A 15,876-nucleotide genomic window follows, 5' to 3' on the forward strand; every position below is an offset into this window, starting at 1 on the left:
AGCACGGTGCCGCTGCGCCGTGCCGTCGTGCTGGTCCTGCAGGACAAGGCGGTGGTCGAGCAGGCGCATCCGCTGCGGGTGGTGCGCGGCTCGGGGGTGCAGTTGCCGGTGCCGCGGGTGATCAGGCTGACCAGGTACGTGCGGGTGCCGTTCCGACAACGGGCTCCGTGGTCGCGGCGGGGGGTGCTGGCGCGGGACCAGTTCCGGTGCGCGTACTGCGGGCGGCGGGGCACCACGGTGGACCACCTGGCGCCCAAGTCGCGTGGTGGGGCGGACAGTTGGCTGAACACCGTGGCGGCCTGCGCGGAGTGCAACCAGCACAAGGCGGACCGGACGCCGGAGCAGGCGGGGATGCGGCTGCTGCGGCGGCCGTTCGAGCCGACGCCGGAGGCGACGCTGATGCTCGCGCTCGGGCTGCGGGCCGGTGAGCTGGGGGAGCTCGCCGCCTGGCTGCCGCAGCGGCCGGAGGACCGGAAGGCGGCCGCGGCCGCGGGCGTGTGAGAGGCCGACGGGCCCGACCTGATCAGGGGACAGGTCGGGCCCGTCGTCATTGCACGGACCGCACGGACCTCACGAACCGCACGGGGTGCGGGGCGGGGGCGGGTCAGCCCTTGCTGGTGAAGGCGGTGGCCACGCCGTAGTTGGAGGCGTGCTCGGGGACGGCCACCAGGTGTCCGGGGGCGGTGCGCACCCGGCCGGCCGTGAGCAGCGAGCCGGTGCCCTGCGGGAAGGCGCCGCCCTGGGTCTCCTGGCCGCCGGCCAGGGCGAAGCGGCTGAGGTGGGCGGGCTGGTCGCCGCGTTCGTCGGCGGCGGCCACCAGGCCGCCGGCGTCGACCCCGATCGGGCGGGCCTTGCTCTTCTCGGCGACGGGGGTGCGCCACTGCGGCTTGCCGGTGGCGAGGTCGTACGCGGTGATCGCGGTGGGGTTGCCGCCGCCGTCGGGGACGACCGCGGCGAACATGGTGCTGCCCTGGAAGTACACGGCGGGGACGGGGTCGAAGCTGCCGCGGCCGACGTCCAGCCGGCCGCCGCCCTCGACGGCCACCGGGATCTCCGCCGCCGGGTCGCCCTCCGCGCCCCAGGCGAACACCCGGTCGTCGGCGGGCTTCTCGCCGGTGGTGAGCACCACGGCGGGTTCGGCGGAGAGCACGGTGACGGTGGTGGGCTGGTTGTTCAGGCCCCGCCAGAACTTGACCTTGCCGTCGGAGACGTTGAGCGCGACGGCCTGGTCGGCGGGCGTGGAGTCGGCGCAGCGGCTGTGCAGCACCACGACGGAGGCGCCGGCGTTGCCGGACAGCGTGCAGAACTTGCCCTGGCCGGTGTACTGCCAGGCTTCGGCGCCGTCGGCGGCGGCCCAGGCGGACGCCTTGTCGTCGCCGACCGCGACGACCTTGTCGTCGGTGACGGCGACGTGGGTGGTGTAGCTGTCCTTGGCGTCGGACAGGGTCTTCGTCCAGACCGCCTGGCCGGACTTGGTGTCGACGGCGGCGACGGTGCTGCAGGGGCTCTTCGGGTCGGCGGCGGGGCGGTAGGCGACCGCGCCGAGGCCGGCGGCGTTGACGGCCGGGGACAGGCCGCAGGGGACGGCGCCGTCGGCGGGGGCCTTGAGCGTCCAGGTGGGCTTGCCGTCGGCGAGGGCGTAGGCGTGCACGCCCGTGCCGTCGGCGCGGACCACGCTGTCGGCCAGCAGCCAGCTGCCGACCAGGGTGTCGTCGGCGCCCTGGGCCCCGGCGGCGGCCTGGTCGGCGGGCACCGTCCAGGACTTGGTGTGGGCGACGGCGATGTTCTGCGAACTGCCCTGGGGGCTCTGGGCGGTGGGCTTGTCGCCGTCGTCGGACATGGCGAGCACGCCGGCGGTGACCAGTACGGCCAGCGCGGCGACGCCCGCGCCGACCCGGATCGCCAGGCCGCGGCGGCTGGGGGCGCCCTCGCCGGAGAGCACCGCGGCGCGGGCCTTGGCGGCGAAGCCGCCGGCGGCGGGGCGCTCCCGGCCGGTGCCGGTGCCGGTGCCGATGTCGGCCGGGCCGGTGGCGGAGCCGGCCGGCACGCCGGTGCCGCCGGGGGCGAACGGGTCCTCGGCGCTGGTCTGCGGGTAGTCGGCGGCGGCGGCCGGGGCGGGCGCGGCGGCCGGTTGCCCGTACGGGTCCGGCCGGCCGGCCGGCTCGGCGGCGGGAGGTGCGTAGAGCTGCTGGGCGGACGGGTCCTGGTAGCCGTTCTGTTGCTCGGCGTAGCCCTGCTGCTGCGGGTCGGCGTACGGCTGCTGCTGCTCGGGGTAGCCGTAGGACTGCTGCTGCGGGTCCTGGTAGGTCTCCTGGTAGCCGTAGGACGGCGGCTGCTGCGGGAAGGGCGGCTGCCCGTACGCCTGCTGCTGGTCCGGGTAGCCGTAGCCCTGCTGCTGCGGGTCCGCGTACGGCTGCTGCTGCTCGGGGTAGCCGTAGGACTGCTGCTGCTGCGGGTCGCCGTAGGACTGCTGCCCGTACGCCTGCTGCTCCGGGTAGCCCTGCTGCTGGGGCTGGGGGTACCAGGGCTGCTGGTCGTACCCGGGTGTCGTGGGAGGTTCCTGAGCCATGCGTTCCGTCCGTCCCGACTGCGGTCTGGCAAGGGGCCAGCATCTCACGGCGCGGGAACGGGTTTTGCCGGGGCTTTGCGCGGGGTTCGGGGGCGGGTGGGGGGCTGCGGGGGCGGTCGGGGTCAGGCGGCGTCGTCGAGGGCGCGGTCGATCAGGTGGGCGACCGTGATGTCGAGGCTGGTCAGGCCGCCGGAGCTGTGGGTGGTGAGCAGGAAGGTGAGGGTGCGCCAGCGGATGTCGATGTCGGGGTGGTGGTCGAGTGCCTCGGCCTGTTCGGCGACGGCGTCGACGACCTTGATCGCGGTGGGGAAGCTCGCGGTCTCGGCGGTGCGGGTGATGGCTTCGCCGGTGCGGGTCCACTGCGGGAGGTCGGCGAGGGCGTTGGCGATCTGTTCCTCGCTGAGGCGGGTGCGGCTCATGGCGGTCTCCGTCCTGGCTGCGGCCGCGGGGGCGGCCGTCACCGCCGAGCCTACGTCGCGCGGGGCGGCCCGTCGGGTCCGCGGACCGCAGGTCGACCTGCGGTCCGCACGGCGTGCGGGCGGCCGGGCGGGGAGGGTCGGAAGACGGCGGGGACGGTCAGAAGAACAGCAGTTTGGTGACGGCGGCCAGGCCGACCAGCACGATCAGGCCGCGCAGCGCGATCGGCGGGAGGCGGCGGCCGACCTTGGCGCCGAGCACGCCGCCGAGGGTGGCGCCGGCGGCGATCAGCAGGGCGGCGGTCCAGTCGATGTGCGAGGTGAAGAGGAAGAAGAGGGCGGCGACGCCGTTGACGATCACGGCGAGGACGTTCTTGATCCCGTTGATCGTCTGCAGGTCGTCGGGGAGCAGCATGCCCATCAGGGCGAGCAGCAGGACGCCCTGGGCGGCGCCGAAGTAGCCGCCGTAGACGCCGGTGAGGCCGATGCAGAACAGCAGCGGCCAGCCGCCGTCGGTGGCGGGGGCGGCGGTGCCGGCGGCGCGGCGGGCGGCCATCGCGCGGGCCACCCGGGGCTGCAGGACGACCAGGACGAGGGCGGTGAGGATCAGGACCGGGACGACGGCCTCGAAGGCGCTGCCGGGGAGGGTGACCAGCAGGGCGGCGCCGGTGAGTCCGCCGAGCAGCGAGGCGGTGCCGAAGCGGAGCAGGCGGGGGCGCTGGCCGGCGAGTTCGGCCCGGTAGCCGATCGCGCCGGCCAGTGAACCGGGCACCAGGCCGAGCGAGTTGGAGACGTTGGCGGTGACGGGGGGCAGGCCGACGGCGAGCAGGACGGGGAAGGTGATCAGGGTGCCGGAGCCGACGATGGTGTTGATGGCTCCGGCCGCGGTCCCGGCCAGCAGGACGGCGGTCATCTCCCACAGCGTCATTGGCTTCCCCCTCGTTGGCTGCTGTCACGCGCCGGTCGATCATGCCGGAGCGGTGCGCGGCTTGGCCAGGGTCGTCCGGAAAGTGGACAGGTGTTCCGCGATGCGAGACGCGCGGGCCGGGCGGCCCGGGACGCGGACGGGCCCCGGCCGACGCGGGGTCGGCCGGGGCCCGTCGGGGCGCTGCGGGTTACTCGTCGATCTTGGGGTACTCGCGGGTGGGCTCGACCCGGGGTCGGGCGGTCTTGTTCTCGGTGTCCACCGGGCGCGGGCCGGCGGCCGGGTCGACCGGGACGCGGGCGGCCGGCGGCGGGACGGCGGGGGCGGCCGGGGTGGCGCCGCCGCCGGTGACGCCCTGGAAGGCGCCGCCGAGGCCCTTGAGCGCGTCGCCGACCTCGCTGGGGATGATCCACAGCTTGTTGGCGTCGCCCTTGGCGAGCTCGGGCAGGGTCTGCAGGTACTGGTAGGCGAGCAGCTTCTGGTCGGCGTCGCCCTCGTGGATGGCCTCGAAGACGGTGCGGATCGCGGCGGCCTCGCCGTCGGCCTTGAGGACGGCGGCCTGCGCCTCGCCCTCGGCCTGGAGCACGGCGGCCTGCTTCTCGCCCTCGGCGCGCAGGATCTGGGCCTGCCGGGCGCCTTCGGCGGTGAGGATCGCGGCGCGCTTGTCGCGGTCGGCGCGCATCTGCTTCTCCATCGAGTCCTGGATGGAGGTCGGCGGCTCGATCGCCTTCAGCTCGACCCGGTTGACCCGGATGCCCCAGCGGCCGGTGGCCTCGTCCAGGACGCCGCGCAGGCCGGCGTTGATGACCTCGCGGGAGGTCAGGGTGGACTCGAGGTCCATCGAGCCGATGATGTTGCGCAGGGTGGTGACGGTGAGCTGCTCGATGGCCTGGATGTAGCTGGCCACCTCGTAGGTCGCGGCCCGCGGGTCGGTCACCTGGTAGTAGATGACGGTGTCGATGTTGACGACCAGGTTGTCCGAGGTGATGACGGGCTGCGGCGGGAACGGGACGACCTGCTCGCGCAGGTCGATCCGGTTGCGGATGGTGTCGATGAACGGGACCACGATGTTCAGGCCGGCGCTCAGGGTGCGGGTGTAGCGGCCGAAGCGCTCCACGATCGCCGCGCTGGCCTGCGGGATCACCTGGATCGTCTTGATCAGGGCGATGAAGGCCACCACGACCAGGACGATCAGGACGATGAGGACGGGTTCCAACGCTTCTCCCCTAGACGACCAGGGCGGTGGCGCCCTGGATTTCGACGACGTCGACCTGCTGCCCCGGCTCGAACACCGAGCCCGGGTGGAGCGCGCGGGCCGACCAGATCTCGCCGTTCAGCTTGATCCGTCCGCCCTCTCCCCCGTCGACTGTTTCCTGTACCACTGCGGTGGCGCCGGTCAGCGCCTCCACGCCCGTGCGGTAGCCCGGGCCCTTCTTGAGCTGGCGGTAGGCGATCGGGCGCACGAACACCAGCAGCGCGGCCGACACCCCGACGAACACCAGGAACTGCGGGACCACACCGCCGCCCAGACCGGCCGTCAGCGCGGCGGCGCCGGCACCGACCGCGAACATGGCGAACTCGGGCATCGCGGTGACCACCAGCGGAATGCCCAGCGCGACGGCGAGCAGCAGCCACCAGATCCAGCTGTCCACGGGCTCCATCCTAGGGAAGTCGAGTCTCTCCCCGCGTAGCTTCCCGCAGGTGGGGCGGCGGAAACCGGCCGTGTGTACGACCGGTTCCCGCCGTTCGCCCCGGCGGCGCGATTCAGCCGAGCGGGAGGCCCTGCGCGGTCCACCGGTCGCCGCGCTGCTCGAGGGTCAGCGGCAGGCCGAAGCAGTGCGACAGGTTGCGGGCGGTGAGGGTGCTCCCGATCGGACCGGCCGTCATCACCTTGCCCTGACGGATCATCAGCACGTGGGTCATGCCGGGGACGATCTCCTCGACGTGGTGGGTGACCATCACCATGGACGGCGCGTACTCGTCCCGGGCGAGCGCGGCGAGGCGGCGGATCAGGTCCTCGCGGCCGCCGAGGTCGAGGCCCGCGGCGGGCTCGTCGAGCAGCAGCAGCTCGGGGTCGGTCATCAGGGCGCGGGCGATCAGGGTGCGCTTGCGCTCGCCCTCGGAGAGGGTGCCGAACCTGCGGTCGGTGAAGGCGGCCATGCCGAGCAGGTCGAGCAGCACCAGGGCGCGGGCCTCGTCCGGCTCCTCGTAGGTCTCCTTGCCGTGCACGGTCTGCCCGTACGCGGCGGTCAGCACCGTCTCCAGCACGGTCTGGCCGACCGGCAGCTTGTCGTACATCGCGGCGCTGGCCAGGCCGATCCGGGCGCGCTGCTCGAACACGTCGACCTGGTCGAGCTTCTCGCCGAGCACCACGGCCTCGCCGGAGCTCGGGAACAGGTAGGCGCCGGCGATCTGGAGCAGCGTGGTCTTGCCCGCTCCGTTCGGGCCGAGCACCACCCAGCGCTCGCCCTCCTTGACCGACCAGGACACGTGATCGACGAGCGCGCGCCCCTCCCGGACCACGGAAACGTCCACCAGCTCCAGCACGTCGCTCATGCCTACGCCTTCCCCAAATGCAAGAATCCGGCCGTCCGTGGGACCTGGGCGTGAGGTCCTCGGGGTGCGGTCCACCTGTGTCAGGCCAAACCTACGCCACCCGCCCGGCGCGCTTGTCCGTAGGCTGGTCCGATGCTCGCCACTCCTGCCGACAATCCGTACCAAGAACCCCGTTCGGGGCGGCTCACCGCCTGGGGGAACGCGCTGCTGACCGGTGCCGCCTCCCCCGACGACGCGGCCGCCGCCGTCCAGGGCACCGACGACGCCCACCGGGTGACCGGCCTGCCCGGCGAGGCCCCGGACTCGCTGCACGGCCTGACCTGGGCGCTGGGACGGCTGCGCGTCATGGGCGCGAAGGGCCTGCGGCTCGCCCTCCCGGTGGCCGGGCACCCGCTCGGGCTGACCGGGCCGCCGGCCTTCAACTCGCTGGCGCTGGGCGCCGGCGAGGCCGTCCTGGCGGTCGGCGTCCCGTACGGGCTGGTGCCGGAGGTCGAGGTGTACGGACCGGCCGGCGACCAGGGCGTGCGGGTGCTGTGGCAGTGCCTGCCGGTGAACGACGCGCTGCCGGCCGACGTGCCCTCGCTGGACGAGGCCGAGCGCGAACTCGCCGACGGGCTGCGGCAGGCCACCGCGGTGCTGGCCCGGCTGGACGTGGCCGGGGCCGGGCCGGAGACGCTGCGGGCGCTGGAGTCCTTCCGGCGGCGCGGCCACCGCGAGGCGCTGGCGCCCGGCTACCCGCAGCGCGCGGTGCGGGTGCTGGAGTCGGCCCGGCAGGTGTCCGCGCTGCTGCACATCGCGGCGGGCGGGCACGGGGCGGCGGTCTCCGCCTCCGAGATGGCCGCCCGGCGGGACGCCCTGGCCCCGCTGGAGCGGACCGCCCGGCGGGCCCAGGTGGCGGCGCACAACGCGGCCGTGGACGAGCTGCGGGGCTGAGCGGCGGGGCTGAGCGGCGGGGCCGACGGGCGCTCAGCCCTGGTTGCGGACCGCCCACAGCGCGGCCTGGGTGCGATCGGCGACGTCCAGCTTCATCAGGATGTTGGAGACGTGCGTCTTGACGGTCTTCTCCGACAGGTGCAGCGAGCGGGCGATCTCCCGGTTGGAGCGGCCGTCGGCGATGTGCGAGAGCACCTCGCGCTCGCGGTCGGTGAGGGTGCCGCCGCGGCCCTGCGGCGGGGCCGGGACGTCCTCGGCGAGCAGGGCGGCGGCGAGTTCGGGCTGGAGCAGCACGTGGCCGGCGTGCACCGAGCGGATCGCCCCGGCCAGCGCCTCCGGGTCGACGTCCTTGTACACGTAGCCGGCCGCGCCCGCGCGCAGCGCCGGGACCATGGTGCGGTGCTCGGTGAAGCTGGTGACGATCAGCACCCGGGCGGTGCTGCCGCGTTCGCGCAGCAGGCGCAGCGCCTCGATGCCGTCGACCTTGGGCATCTTGAGGTCCATCAGGACCACGTCGGGGGCGAGGTCGGCGGCCCGCTCGACGGCCTGCTCGCCGTCCGCGGCCTCGCCGACCACCTCGATGTCGTCCTGCACCTCCAGGAAGGTGCGCAGGCCGCGCCGGACCACCTGGTGGTCGTCCACCAGCAGCACGCGGATCGGTGACGCGGTGTCAGGCACCGGGGACCTCCAGTTCGACCAGGGTGCCCCGGCCCGGGGCGGACTCCAGGGACAGCCGGCCGCCGACCGCGGCGGCCCGGTCGCGCATCGACACCAGGCCGAGGTGCCGGCCGGCCCGGCGCACCGACTCCGGGTCGAAGCCGCGGCCGTCGTCGCGGACGGTCAGCTTCGCGCCGCGCGGCGGGGTGCCGGTGAGGGTGACCGTGACGCTGCCGGCGCCGGCGTGCCGCAGCGCGTTGTGCAGCGCCTCCTGGGCGACCCGCAGCACGGCCGCCTCCTGGGCGGCGGGCAGCGCGCGGACGCCGGTGGCGGTGAAGGCCACCGCGGCGCTGTGCGCCCGGTCCAGCACCTGGGCCTGCGAGGCGAGGGTGGCCACCAGGCCGTCCTCCTCCAGCGCGGCGGGGCGCAGTTCGACCACCACGGCGCGCAGTTCGTCGGCGGCCTCGGCGGCCAGCCGGGCCACCTCGGCGAGGTTCTCACGGGCCCGGGCCGGGTCGCGGTCGACCTGCTTGGCGGCGGCGCGGGCGGTCAGGCGCAGCGAGAACAGCTTCTGCGAGACGGCGTCGTGCAGGTCGTGGGCGATCCGGGCGCGCTCGCCGGAGAGGGTGAGTTCGCGGCTGCGCTCGTAGAGCCGGGCGTTGCCGAGGGCGAGGGCGGCGTGCGCGACCAGGATCCGCAGCAGTTCCTCGTCGTGGTCGGTGAAGCCGCCGGGCTTGTTGGCCAGGAACAGGGCCCCGGCGATCTCGTCCTCGTCCATGATCGGCATCCCGAGGAAGTCGGTCATGTCCGGGTGGGCGTCCGGCCAGCCGCCGAACGCGGGGGCGGTGCGGACGTCCGTCAGCCGGGTCGGTTCGCGGTCGTGCAGCATCGAGGCCAGCACGCCGTGCTGACGGGGCAGCGGGCCGATCGCCCGCCACTGCTCGTCGCTCACCCCGTCGACCACGAACTGGGCGAACCCGCCGTGGTCGTCCGGCAGCCCCAGCGCGGCGTACTCGGCGCCCAGCAGGGTGCGGGCGGAGGCGGTGATCCGGCGCAGCACCTCCCGGACCTCCAACGGCCGGGACATCGCCAGCACCGCGGCGCTGACCGCCTCGATCGCCTGCAACGACGGGTCGCACCCGGGACTGTCCATGCCGCCCACGCTACCGCCGGGGCGGCGCCCGCCACCTCGGGCGGGAGACCTAGGCCCTGTCCGGCCGATCTCGCCGGGCGCCCGACGCCGGGCATCCCGCCTGGAAGCACCGGCCCAACACCCGAGTACATCCAGTACGAGGGCGTCGGGCCGGCACTCCCAGCCGGGCGCCCACCGCCGCGCGCCGATCCGACAAGACCGACCGGACAGGACCTAGGCCGGAGGCCCCCGGTCCGGTGGCCCCGGGAACGCCGAAGGGCCCCCGGAGGGGCCCCTCGCCGTGCGCGCCGCGGGTCAGCCGTTCTGCATGACCTCGGGTTCGTGCCGCTTCTGGAAGCGCTGGATCGCCAGTCCGATGCCCACCGAGATGACGATCATGACGGTCCAGTTGAGGAACATCATGCCCGCGGAGTGGTCCCAGATGGAGTCCAGCGGGGGCGTCTCCGGGGGCTTGACCACCACCACGGGTGAGACGTGGGCGAGGTCGAGCGTGTTGCCGCTGGCGGCGACGCCCCAGCGGGCGGGCATCAGCCAGCCGAGCTGCTCGAGGCCGGGCTTGTCGAAGAGCTGGAAGATGGCGCCGGTGAAGACCATCTGGACGATGGCGAACATGACCAGCAGCGGCATGGTCTTCTCGGCGGTCTTGACCAGCGAGGAGATCGCCAGGCCCACCATCATCGAGGTGAAGCTGAGCAGGATCACGCCGACGGACATCTCGACCGCGGGCAGGTGCTTGAGGAGCAGGCCCTCGGCGGGGAGCTTGCGGACCTTGAAGGCGATCGCCGAGATGATGCCGCCCTGCAGGAAGCTGATCGCGCCGAGCACGATGAACTTCGAGGTCAGGTAGGCGGAGCGGGACAGGCCGGTGGCGCGTTCCCGTTCGTAGATCGCGCGTTCCTTGATGAGTTCGCGGACCGAGTTCGCCGAGCCGGACAGGCAGGCGGAGAACGCGACGACCATCAGGATCAGCCGGGCGATGTCGTTGCGGCCGTTGCCGCAGGGCGCCAGGCCGCACTTGCTGGGGATGACGGCGGAGACCGCGCCGAGCACCAGCGGGAGCAGCAGGGACAGCGCGATGAAGCCCTTGTCGGAGGCGATCACCGCCAGGTAGCGGCGGATCAGCGTCCACAGCTGGGAGCCCCAGCTCTGCGGCTTGGGCGGGCGCAGCTGGTTGAGCGCGTTGGGCTGCTGCACCTGGGAGACCGCGGCGTCCACGTTGGCCGAGTACTGCTGGTAGTGGACGGAGTTGCGGTAGCGGCCGGCCCAGTCGTGGTCCGGGTAGTTCTCGAACGCCTGGAAGACGTCCGCCCAGGTCTCGTAGCCGAAGAAGTGCAGGGCCTCGCCGGGCGGGCCGAAGTAGGCCACCGAGCCGCCGGGGGCCATCACCAGCAGCCGGTCGCAGAGCGCGAGTTCGGCGACCGAGTGGGTGACCACCAGGACGGTGCGGCCGTCGTCGGCGAGGCCGCGCAGGGTCTGCATGACCTCGCGGTCCATGCCCGGGTCGAGGCCGGAGGTGGGCTCGTCCAGGAAGATCAGCGAGGGCTTGGTGAGCAGCTCCAGGGCGACCGAGACGCGCTTCTGCTGGCCGCCGGAGAGCGCGGTGATCCGGTTGTCGGCGCGCTTGTCGAGGCGCAGCTCGTACAGCACCTCGTCGATCCGGCGGTCGCGCTCGGCGGCCTCGGTGTCGCCGGGGAAGCGCAGCCGGGCGGCGTACTTGAGGGCGGTGCGGACGGTGAGTTCCTTGTGCAGGATCTCGGACTGCGGGACCAGGCCGATCCGGGAGCGCAGTTCGGCGAACTGGCGGTACAGGTTGCGGCCGTCGTAGAGCACGTCGCCGCGGTCGGCGGGGCGGTAGCCGGTGAGGGCGCGCAGCAGGGTGGACTTGCCGGAGCCGGACGGGCCGATGACCGCGACCAGGGACTTCTCCGGGACGGAGAAGCTGACGTCGTTGAGCAGGACCTTCTTGCCGCCCTTGAACTCGACCTCGACGGTCAGGTGGTGGGCGGAGAAGGAGACCGCGCCGTCGTCGACGAACTCCTGGAGCTGGTCGCCGACCAGCACGAAGGAGGAGTGGCCGACGGTGAGCCGGTCCTGCGGGCCCATCAGCTGGCGGCGGGTGGGCTGGCCGTTGAGGAAGATCCCGTTGTGGCTGCCGAGGTCGACGATCTCCCAGCGGCCGTCCGGGAGCTGGCGCAGCTCGGCGTGGTGGCGGGAGACCTGGAGGTCGGAGACCACGATGTCGTTGTCGAGCGCGCGGCCGATCCGGATGGTGCGGCCGCCGGCCAGGCTGCGGATCATCGTCGGGTTGCCGAGCCCGCCGACCGGGGCGCCCGGCTGCTGCCCGCCCTGCTGCTGGTGCACCGGCTGCGGCTGCGGCTGCGCGGGCTGCTGCGGCGGGAACTGCTGTTGGAACTGCGGCTGCGGCGGCTGGAACTGCTGCGGGGCCGGCGCGGCGACCTGCTGCTGCGGGAAGCCGGGGCGCGGGGTGGGTGCGTCCCAGCCCTGCGGGATCGGCTGCTCGACCGGCGGCGGCCGGTGGCCCTGCGCCGCGGCGGCCGGCCCGGGGCCGAACTGCTGCTGCTGGTACGGGGCCTGGCCCTGCTGCGGGCCGGGGGCCCGGCTGGTGGCGGCCTCGTGGATGCTGCCGCCCTGCGGGGCGGAGGCGGCGGCCGGCGCGGTGAAGGCGAGCCGGGGCCCGTTCTGGCCGTTGCCGAGGTGCACGACGGTGCCGGGGTGGACCGCGCTCTGGGCGACCCGGGCCCCGGCGACGAAGGTGCCGTTGGTGGAGCCGTGGTCGGCGAACTGCCAGGTGGTGCCGTCGAAGCTCAGGCTGGCGTGCCGCCAGGAGACCCTGGCGTCGTCGAACGGGAAGTCCGAGGCCGGATCACGGCCGATGGTGTAGGCACGGCCGGGTTCGAGTACCCGCTGCCGGCCGTCGATTTCTAGTACGAGTTGCGGCAACTCTCCGCCCGCCCCGCTCTCCGGTCCCCCAGGATGTTGCATCTGACGGGGGAATCATTCCAGCCCCGCCGGTGTACTCGGAAGTCGGGCCGGGCTTCTGTGACCGGTCGGCAACCAGGTCGGGACGGTGCCGGGGCCCGCGGCCGGGCCCGCGGCGGGGCTTTCCGCGGGGCCCGGGCCGGGTCCGGGCGGGGCGGCGGCCGGGGCGGCGGCCGGGTGCGGGCGGGGCGGCGGGCGGCGGCCCCGGCGGGCGTCCCACCTCGCGGACGCCCGCGGTCGGGGCGGGGGCGGGCCGGGTAGCGTGGGGGGCACCATGAACGCAACTGATCCGGCCGCTCAGGCCCTTTCCGCCGCGCCGCCCGTGAGCACCGACGCCGAGCGCACGCTGCTGGTCAAGGTGTTCGGCAAGGACCGCCCCGGGATCACCGCGGGCCTGTTCGACCGGCTCGCCGGCTTCGACGTCGAGGTGATCGACATCGAGCAGGTGGTGACCCGTGGCCGGATAACGCTGTGCGCGCTGGTCACTCCCCCGACCGCCCCGGGTGCCGAGGGCGCGCTGCGGGTGACGGTGCACCGCTGGGCGGAGGAGCACAAGCTCCAGGCCGAGATCATCTCCGGCACCGGCGACAACCGCTCGCGCGGCGAGGGCCGTTCGCACGTGACGGTGCTCGGCCACCCGCTGACGGCGGCCGCGGTGGCCGCGCTGTCGACCCGGGTGTCGGAGGCCGGCGGCAACATCGACCGGGTCTTCCGCCTCGCCAAGTACCCGGTGACGGCCGTGGAGTTGACCATCTCGGGGGTGCCGACCGAGGAGCTGCGCGCGGTGCTGGCGGTGGAGGCCGCGGTCCAGCGGGTGGACATCGCGGTGGTCCGGGCGGGCCTGCTCCGGCGGGCCAAGCGCCTGGTGGTGATGGACGTGGACTCCACGCTGATCCAGGACGAGGTGATCGAGCTGTTCGCGGCCCACGCGGGCTGCGAGGAGCAGGTCGCCGCGGTGACCGCGCAGGCGATGCGCGGCGAGCTGGACTTCGCCGAGTCGCTGCGCGCCCGGGTGGCGCTGCTGGCCGGGCTGGACGCGGCGGTCACCGAGAAGGTCCGCGCCGAGGTCCGGCTGACCCCGGGCGCCCGGACGCTGATCCGTACCCTGAAGCGGCTGGGCTACCAGGTGGCGATCGTCTCCGGCGGGTTCACCCAGGTCACCGACCACCTGGTGGAGCGCCTGGGCCTGGACTTCGCGGCCGCCAACACGCTGGAGGTCGAGGACGGGAAGTTCACCGGCCGGGTGACCGGCGAGATCGTCGACCGGGCCGGCAAGGCCCGCTGGCTGGCCCGCTTCGCCGAGCGGGCCGGGGTGCCGCTGGAGCAGACGGTGGCGATCGGCGACGGCGCCAACGACCTCGACATGCTGAACGCGGCCGGCCTGGGCGTCGCTTTCAACGCCAAGCCGGTGGTCCGCGAGCAGGCCGACACCGCGGTGAACGTGCCGTTCCTGGACACCGTGCTGTACCTGCTCGGGGTGACCCGCGAGGAGGTCGAGGCGGCCGACGAGCTGGACGGCACGCCCACCGAGGACTGAACCGACGCGGGAGGGGCGGCACCCGGGCCGGGTGCCGCCCCTCCCGCGTCGCCGCCGCGGGTCAGTCCTGCGGCATGAAGTACGAGTCGAGCCGGGCCACTCCGGGCTCGACCAGCTTCCACGGGCCCCCGAAGCTGAGCACGGCGACCGCGGCGGGCGGGAAGCCGTTCAGGCGCAGCCGGTTGAGCGCCTCGGTGTCGCCCTCGTCGCCGGCCAGCACCTGGGTGAGGCCGAGCACGCCGGGGTTGTGGCCGACCAGCAGCAGGTCGGCGTGCTCGTCGGGAGTCTCCTGGATCACCTCGATCAGCCGGCCGGGCTGGGCCTCGTACACCCGGTCCTCGTAGACCGTCTTCCGGGCCCGCTTGGGCAGCTCGTGGGCGACCAGCTTCCAGGTCTCCCTGGTCCGCAGCGCGGTGGAGCACAGCACGTGGTCGGGGTTGATCCCGGAGTCCGCCAGCCAGCGGCCCGCGTCGACGGCCTGGCCGCGGCCGCGGTCGGCGAGCGGGCGGTCGTGGTCGCTGACCTGGTTGGGCCAGTCGGCCCGGGCGTGGCGGAGGACGATGATCCTACGAGGGGTGTCGGCGCTCATACCCCTAGAGCTTCGCAGAAAACCGCCGTCCGGTCGCGTGCTCCGGGAAGCTGCCACCCCTGCGGGTGGCGGTGCCTCCGGAGCCGCCCCGGGGCGGCGGTTCAGCCCATCGCCTGCGCCACCGTCGCCACGACGGCGATGACCACGACGATGGCGGCGATCAGGCCGAGCATCTGCAGCAGCTTCTTCTGCCCGCCCTGCGGGTTCGGGTCCAGTACTGGCATGGCGCCGAGCCTAACGGACGGCCTCGTCCTCGATGTGCCGGGCCCTGGCCGCGCGCAGTCCGACCAGCATCTGCGGCACCAGCAGCAGCGCGAGCAGGCCCAGCGGCAGGTACCACCGGCCGGTGCTCTGGTAGAGCGCGCCCATCAGGATCGGGCCCGGGATGGAGATCAGGTAGCCCAGGCTCTGCGCGAACGCCGACAGCTGGGTCACCCCGCCCGGGGTGCGGGCGCGCAGGCCGAGCATGGTCAGCGCCAGCGGGAACGCGCACATCGACAGGCCGACCAGCACCGCCCACAGCCACGGCACGGTGCCGGCCGCCAACATCAGCCCGAGGAAGCCGGCGATCCCGGCCAGGCCGAGCACCACCACGTACAGCCGCTGGTCGCCGCGCCGGGCGGCCAGGTTCGGCAGCAGGAAGGAGACCGGCACGCTGACCGCCATCACCAGGGCCAGCAGCACGCCGGACGCGGACTCCGAGACCCCGGCGTCGTGGTAGATCTTCGGCAGCCAGCCCATCGCGCTGTACGCGCTGGTGGACTGCAGGCCGAAGAACGCGCCCAGCGCCCACGCGGTGCGGCTGCGCAGGATCGGCAGCTTGACGTGCGCGGCCGCCGGGCCCGCCGCCGTCGCCGTCGCCGGGCCGGACTTCTCCCGGCGGGCGAACAGCACCCCCAGCCAGACCAGCAGCGCGACCACCGCGAGCAGGCCCCAGACGCCCAGGCCGAGCCGCCAGTCGCCGCCCATCGCGTTCGTCAGCGGCACGGTGGTGGCGGCGGCCAGCGAGGTGCCCACCGACAGCGACATCGAGTAGAGGCCGATCATCGGCGCCACCCGGTCCGGGAAGTACCGCTTGATCACCACCGGGATCAGCACGTTCGCCAGCGCCACCCCGGCCAGCGCCAGCGCGGTCAGCAGCAGGAACACCACGGCGGAGCCGGTGAACGAGCGGGCCAGCACGCCCGCCGCGATCGCGGCCATGGCGGCCGTCACCACGGCGATCGGCCCCGTCCGGCGGGCCAGGCCGGGGGCGCAGACGCCGAGCAGCGCGAAGCACAGCGGCGGCACCGCGGCCAGCAGGCCGGCCGTCGTGGCGCTCATCCCGAGCCCGTCGCGGACCGGGTCGAGCAGCGCGCCGAGGCTGGTGACCACGGGACGCAGGTTCACCGCGGCGGCGGCCACCGCGACGGCGAGCAGGACGGCGGCGCCGTTGCGCACGGCGGCGGGGGTGGTCTTCTCGGTGGACGGGGCGGCGGGTGGGCGGCTCCCGGTCTCGGTGGCGGCGGGGTCTGCTGCGGTAGACATGGCGCAATCATAGA

At 74.1% G+C, this 15,876-nt stretch carries 15 protein-coding genes (1 of these 15 only partly in view); 3 read left to right on the top strand and 12 right to left on the bottom strand.

Features of this window, described 5'->3' with window-relative positions; translation table 11 throughout:
* On the top strand, positions 1-501 hold the 3' portion of the coding sequence (locus EDD39_RS32015) for an HNH endonuclease (protein ID WP_030461160.1). 42 nt of this gene lie to the left of the window's left edge; the window shows 501 of its 543 coding nt (coding positions 43-543); its start codon lies off the left edge, out of view; its stop codon occupies positions 499-501.
* Positions 502-604: 103 nt separating this feature from the next.
* Here the strand turns inward: EDD39_RS32015 and EDD39_RS32020 are convergent, their stop codons facing one another.
* The 6 genes from EDD39_RS32020 to EDD39_RS32045 form a co-directional block, all read right to left on the bottom strand.
* Complete coding sequence (locus EDD39_RS32020; protein WP_123562726.1) at positions 605-2,569, bottom strand: outer membrane protein assembly factor BamB family protein; 1,965 nt, start codon at positions 2,567-2,569, stop codon at positions 605-607.
* A gap of 122 nt (positions 2,570-2,691) precedes the next feature.
* A complete protein-coding gene (locus EDD39_RS32025; RefSeq protein ID WP_030461158.1) occupies positions 2,692-2,988 on the bottom strand; it encodes a 4a-hydroxytetrahydrobiopterin dehydratase in 297 nt (98 codons plus the stop codon).
* A gap of 157 nt (positions 2,989-3,145) precedes the next feature.
* Positions 3,146-3,913: a sulfite exporter TauE/SafE family protein gene (locus EDD39_RS32030; RefSeq protein ID WP_123562728.1), complete on the bottom strand. Its 768-nt coding sequence runs from the start codon at positions 3,911-3,913 to the stop codon at positions 3,146-3,148.
* Positions 3,914-4,100: 187 nt separating this feature from the next.
* Positions 4,101-5,126, bottom strand: a complete 1,026-nt coding sequence (locus tag EDD39_RS32035) for an SPFH domain-containing protein (protein ID WP_030461156.1) — start codon at positions 5,124-5,126, stop codon at positions 4,101-4,103.
* Between the two features lie 10 nt (positions 5,127-5,136).
* On the bottom strand, positions 5,137-5,571 hold the full coding sequence (locus EDD39_RS32040) for an NfeD family protein (RefSeq protein ID WP_123562730.1): 435 nt from the start codon (positions 5,569-5,571) through the stop codon (positions 5,137-5,139).
* A 103-nt stretch (positions 5,572-5,674) separates the two neighbouring features.
* Entirely contained in the window at positions 5,675-6,466 is a 792-nt protein-coding gene (locus EDD39_RS32045) for an ABC transporter ATP-binding protein (protein ID WP_123562732.1), read from the bottom strand.
* Positions 6,467-6,598: 132 nt separating this feature from the next.
* Between EDD39_RS32045 and EDD39_RS32050 the strand changes: the two genes are divergently transcribed.
* Entirely contained in the window at positions 6,599-7,399 is an 801-nt protein-coding gene (locus tag EDD39_RS32050) for a hypothetical protein (protein ID WP_123562734.1), read from the top strand.
* A 33-nt stretch (positions 7,400-7,432) separates the two neighbouring features.
* On the opposite strand, the gene EDD39_RS32055 is transcribed toward EDD39_RS32050, so the two are convergent.
* The 3 genes from EDD39_RS32055 to EDD39_RS32065 all read right to left on the bottom strand — a co-directional run bounded on the left by EDD39_RS32055 (position 7,433) and on the right by EDD39_RS32065 (position 12,212).
* On the bottom strand, positions 7,433-8,077 hold the full coding sequence (locus EDD39_RS32055) for a response regulator (RefSeq protein WP_030461152.1): 645 nt from the start codon (positions 8,075-8,077) through the stop codon (positions 7,433-7,435).
* A complete protein-coding gene (locus EDD39_RS32060; RefSeq protein ID WP_123562736.1) occupies positions 8,070-9,209 on the bottom strand; it encodes a GAF domain-containing sensor histidine kinase in 1,140 nt (379 codons plus the stop codon). The genes EDD39_RS32055 and EDD39_RS32060 overlap by 8 nt, the downstream gene beginning before the upstream one ends.
* Positions 9,210-9,503: 294 nt before the next feature.
* A complete protein-coding gene (locus EDD39_RS32065; RefSeq protein ID WP_244257385.1) occupies positions 9,504-12,212 on the bottom strand; it encodes an FHA domain-containing protein in 2,709 nt (902 codons plus the stop codon).
* A gap of 271 nt (positions 12,213-12,483) precedes the next feature.
* Between EDD39_RS32065 and serB the strand changes: the two genes are divergently transcribed.
* Entirely contained in the window at positions 12,484-13,746 is a 1,263-nt protein-coding gene (gene serB / locus EDD39_RS32070) for a phosphoserine phosphatase SerB (RefSeq protein WP_123563468.1), read from the top strand.
* 61 nt (positions 13,747-13,807) lie between these two features.
* Here the strand turns inward: serB and EDD39_RS32075 are convergent, their stop codons facing one another.
* From EDD39_RS32075 to EDD39_RS32080, 3 genes are all read right to left on the bottom strand, one after another.
* Entirely contained in the window at positions 13,808-14,335 is a 528-nt protein-coding gene (locus EDD39_RS32075) for a SixA phosphatase family protein (protein ID WP_123562740.1), read from the bottom strand.
* A 101-nt stretch (positions 14,336-14,436) separates the two neighbouring features.
* Entirely contained in the window at positions 14,437-14,559 is a 123-nt protein-coding gene (locus tag EDD39_RS42350) for an SGM_5486 family transporter-associated protein (RefSeq protein WP_255358097.1), read from the bottom strand.
* A gap of 10 nt (positions 14,560-14,569) precedes the next feature.
* Entirely contained in the window at positions 14,570-15,862 is a 1,293-nt protein-coding gene (locus EDD39_RS32080; RefSeq protein WP_123562742.1) for a CynX/NimT family MFS transporter, read from the bottom strand.
* Between the last annotated feature and the right edge of the window lie 14 nt (positions 15,863-15,876).

Source organism: Kitasatospora cineracea, from assembly GCF_003751605.1.
Taxonomy (GTDB): domain Bacteria; phylum Actinomycetota; class Actinomycetes; order Streptomycetales; family Streptomycetaceae; genus Kitasatospora; species Kitasatospora cineracea.

What these genes read in the sequence shown, in the direction of transcription:
- EDD39_RS32020 (WP_123562726.1), bottom strand. Translation starts at nt 2,569, where the DNA reads ATGGCTCAGGAACCTCCCACGACACCCGGGTACGACCAGCAGCCCTGG.
- EDD39_RS32025 (WP_030461158.1), bottom strand. Translation starts at nt 2,988, where the DNA reads ATGAGCCGCACCCGCCTCAGCGAGGAACAGATCGCCAACGCCCTCGCC.
- EDD39_RS32030 (WP_123562728.1), bottom strand. Translation starts at nt 3,913, where the DNA reads ATGACGCTGTGGGAGATGACCGCCGTCCTGCTGGCCGGGACCGCGGCC.
- EDD39_RS32040 (WP_123562730.1), bottom strand. Translation starts at nt 5,571, where the DNA reads ATGGAGCCCGTGGACAGCTGGATCTGGTGGCTGCTGCTCGCCGTCGCG.
- EDD39_RS32045 (WP_123562732.1), bottom strand. Translation starts at nt 6,466, where the DNA reads ATGAGCGACGTGCTGGAGCTGGTGGACGTTTCCGTGGTCCGGGAGGGG.
- EDD39_RS32050 (WP_123562734.1), top strand. Translation starts at nt 6,599, where the DNA reads ATGCTCGCCACTCCTGCCGACAATCCGTACCAAGAACCCCGTTCGGGG.
- EDD39_RS32060 (WP_123562736.1), bottom strand. Translation starts at nt 9,209, where the DNA reads ATGGACAGTCCCGGGTGCGACCCGTCGTTGCAGGCGATCGAGGCGGTC.
- EDD39_RS32065 (WP_244257385.1), bottom strand. Translation starts at nt 12,212, where the DNA reads ATGCAACATCCTGGGGGACCGGAGAGCGGGGCGGGCGGAGAGTTGCCG.
- serB (WP_123563468.1), top strand. Translation starts at nt 12,484, where the DNA reads ATGAACGCAACTGATCCGGCCGCTCAGGCCCTTTCCGCCGCGCCGCCC.
- EDD39_RS32075 (WP_123562740.1), bottom strand. Translation starts at nt 14,335, where the DNA reads ATGAGCGCCGACACCCCTCGTAGGATCATCGTCCTCCGCCACGCCCGG.
- EDD39_RS42350 (WP_255358097.1), bottom strand. Translation starts at nt 14,559, where the DNA reads ATGCCAGTACTGGACCCGAACCCGCAGGGCGGGCAGAAGAAGCTGCTG.
- EDD39_RS32080 (WP_123562742.1), bottom strand. Translation starts at nt 15,862, where the DNA reads ATGTCTACCGCAGCAGACCCCGCCGCCACCGAGACCGGGAGCCGCCCA.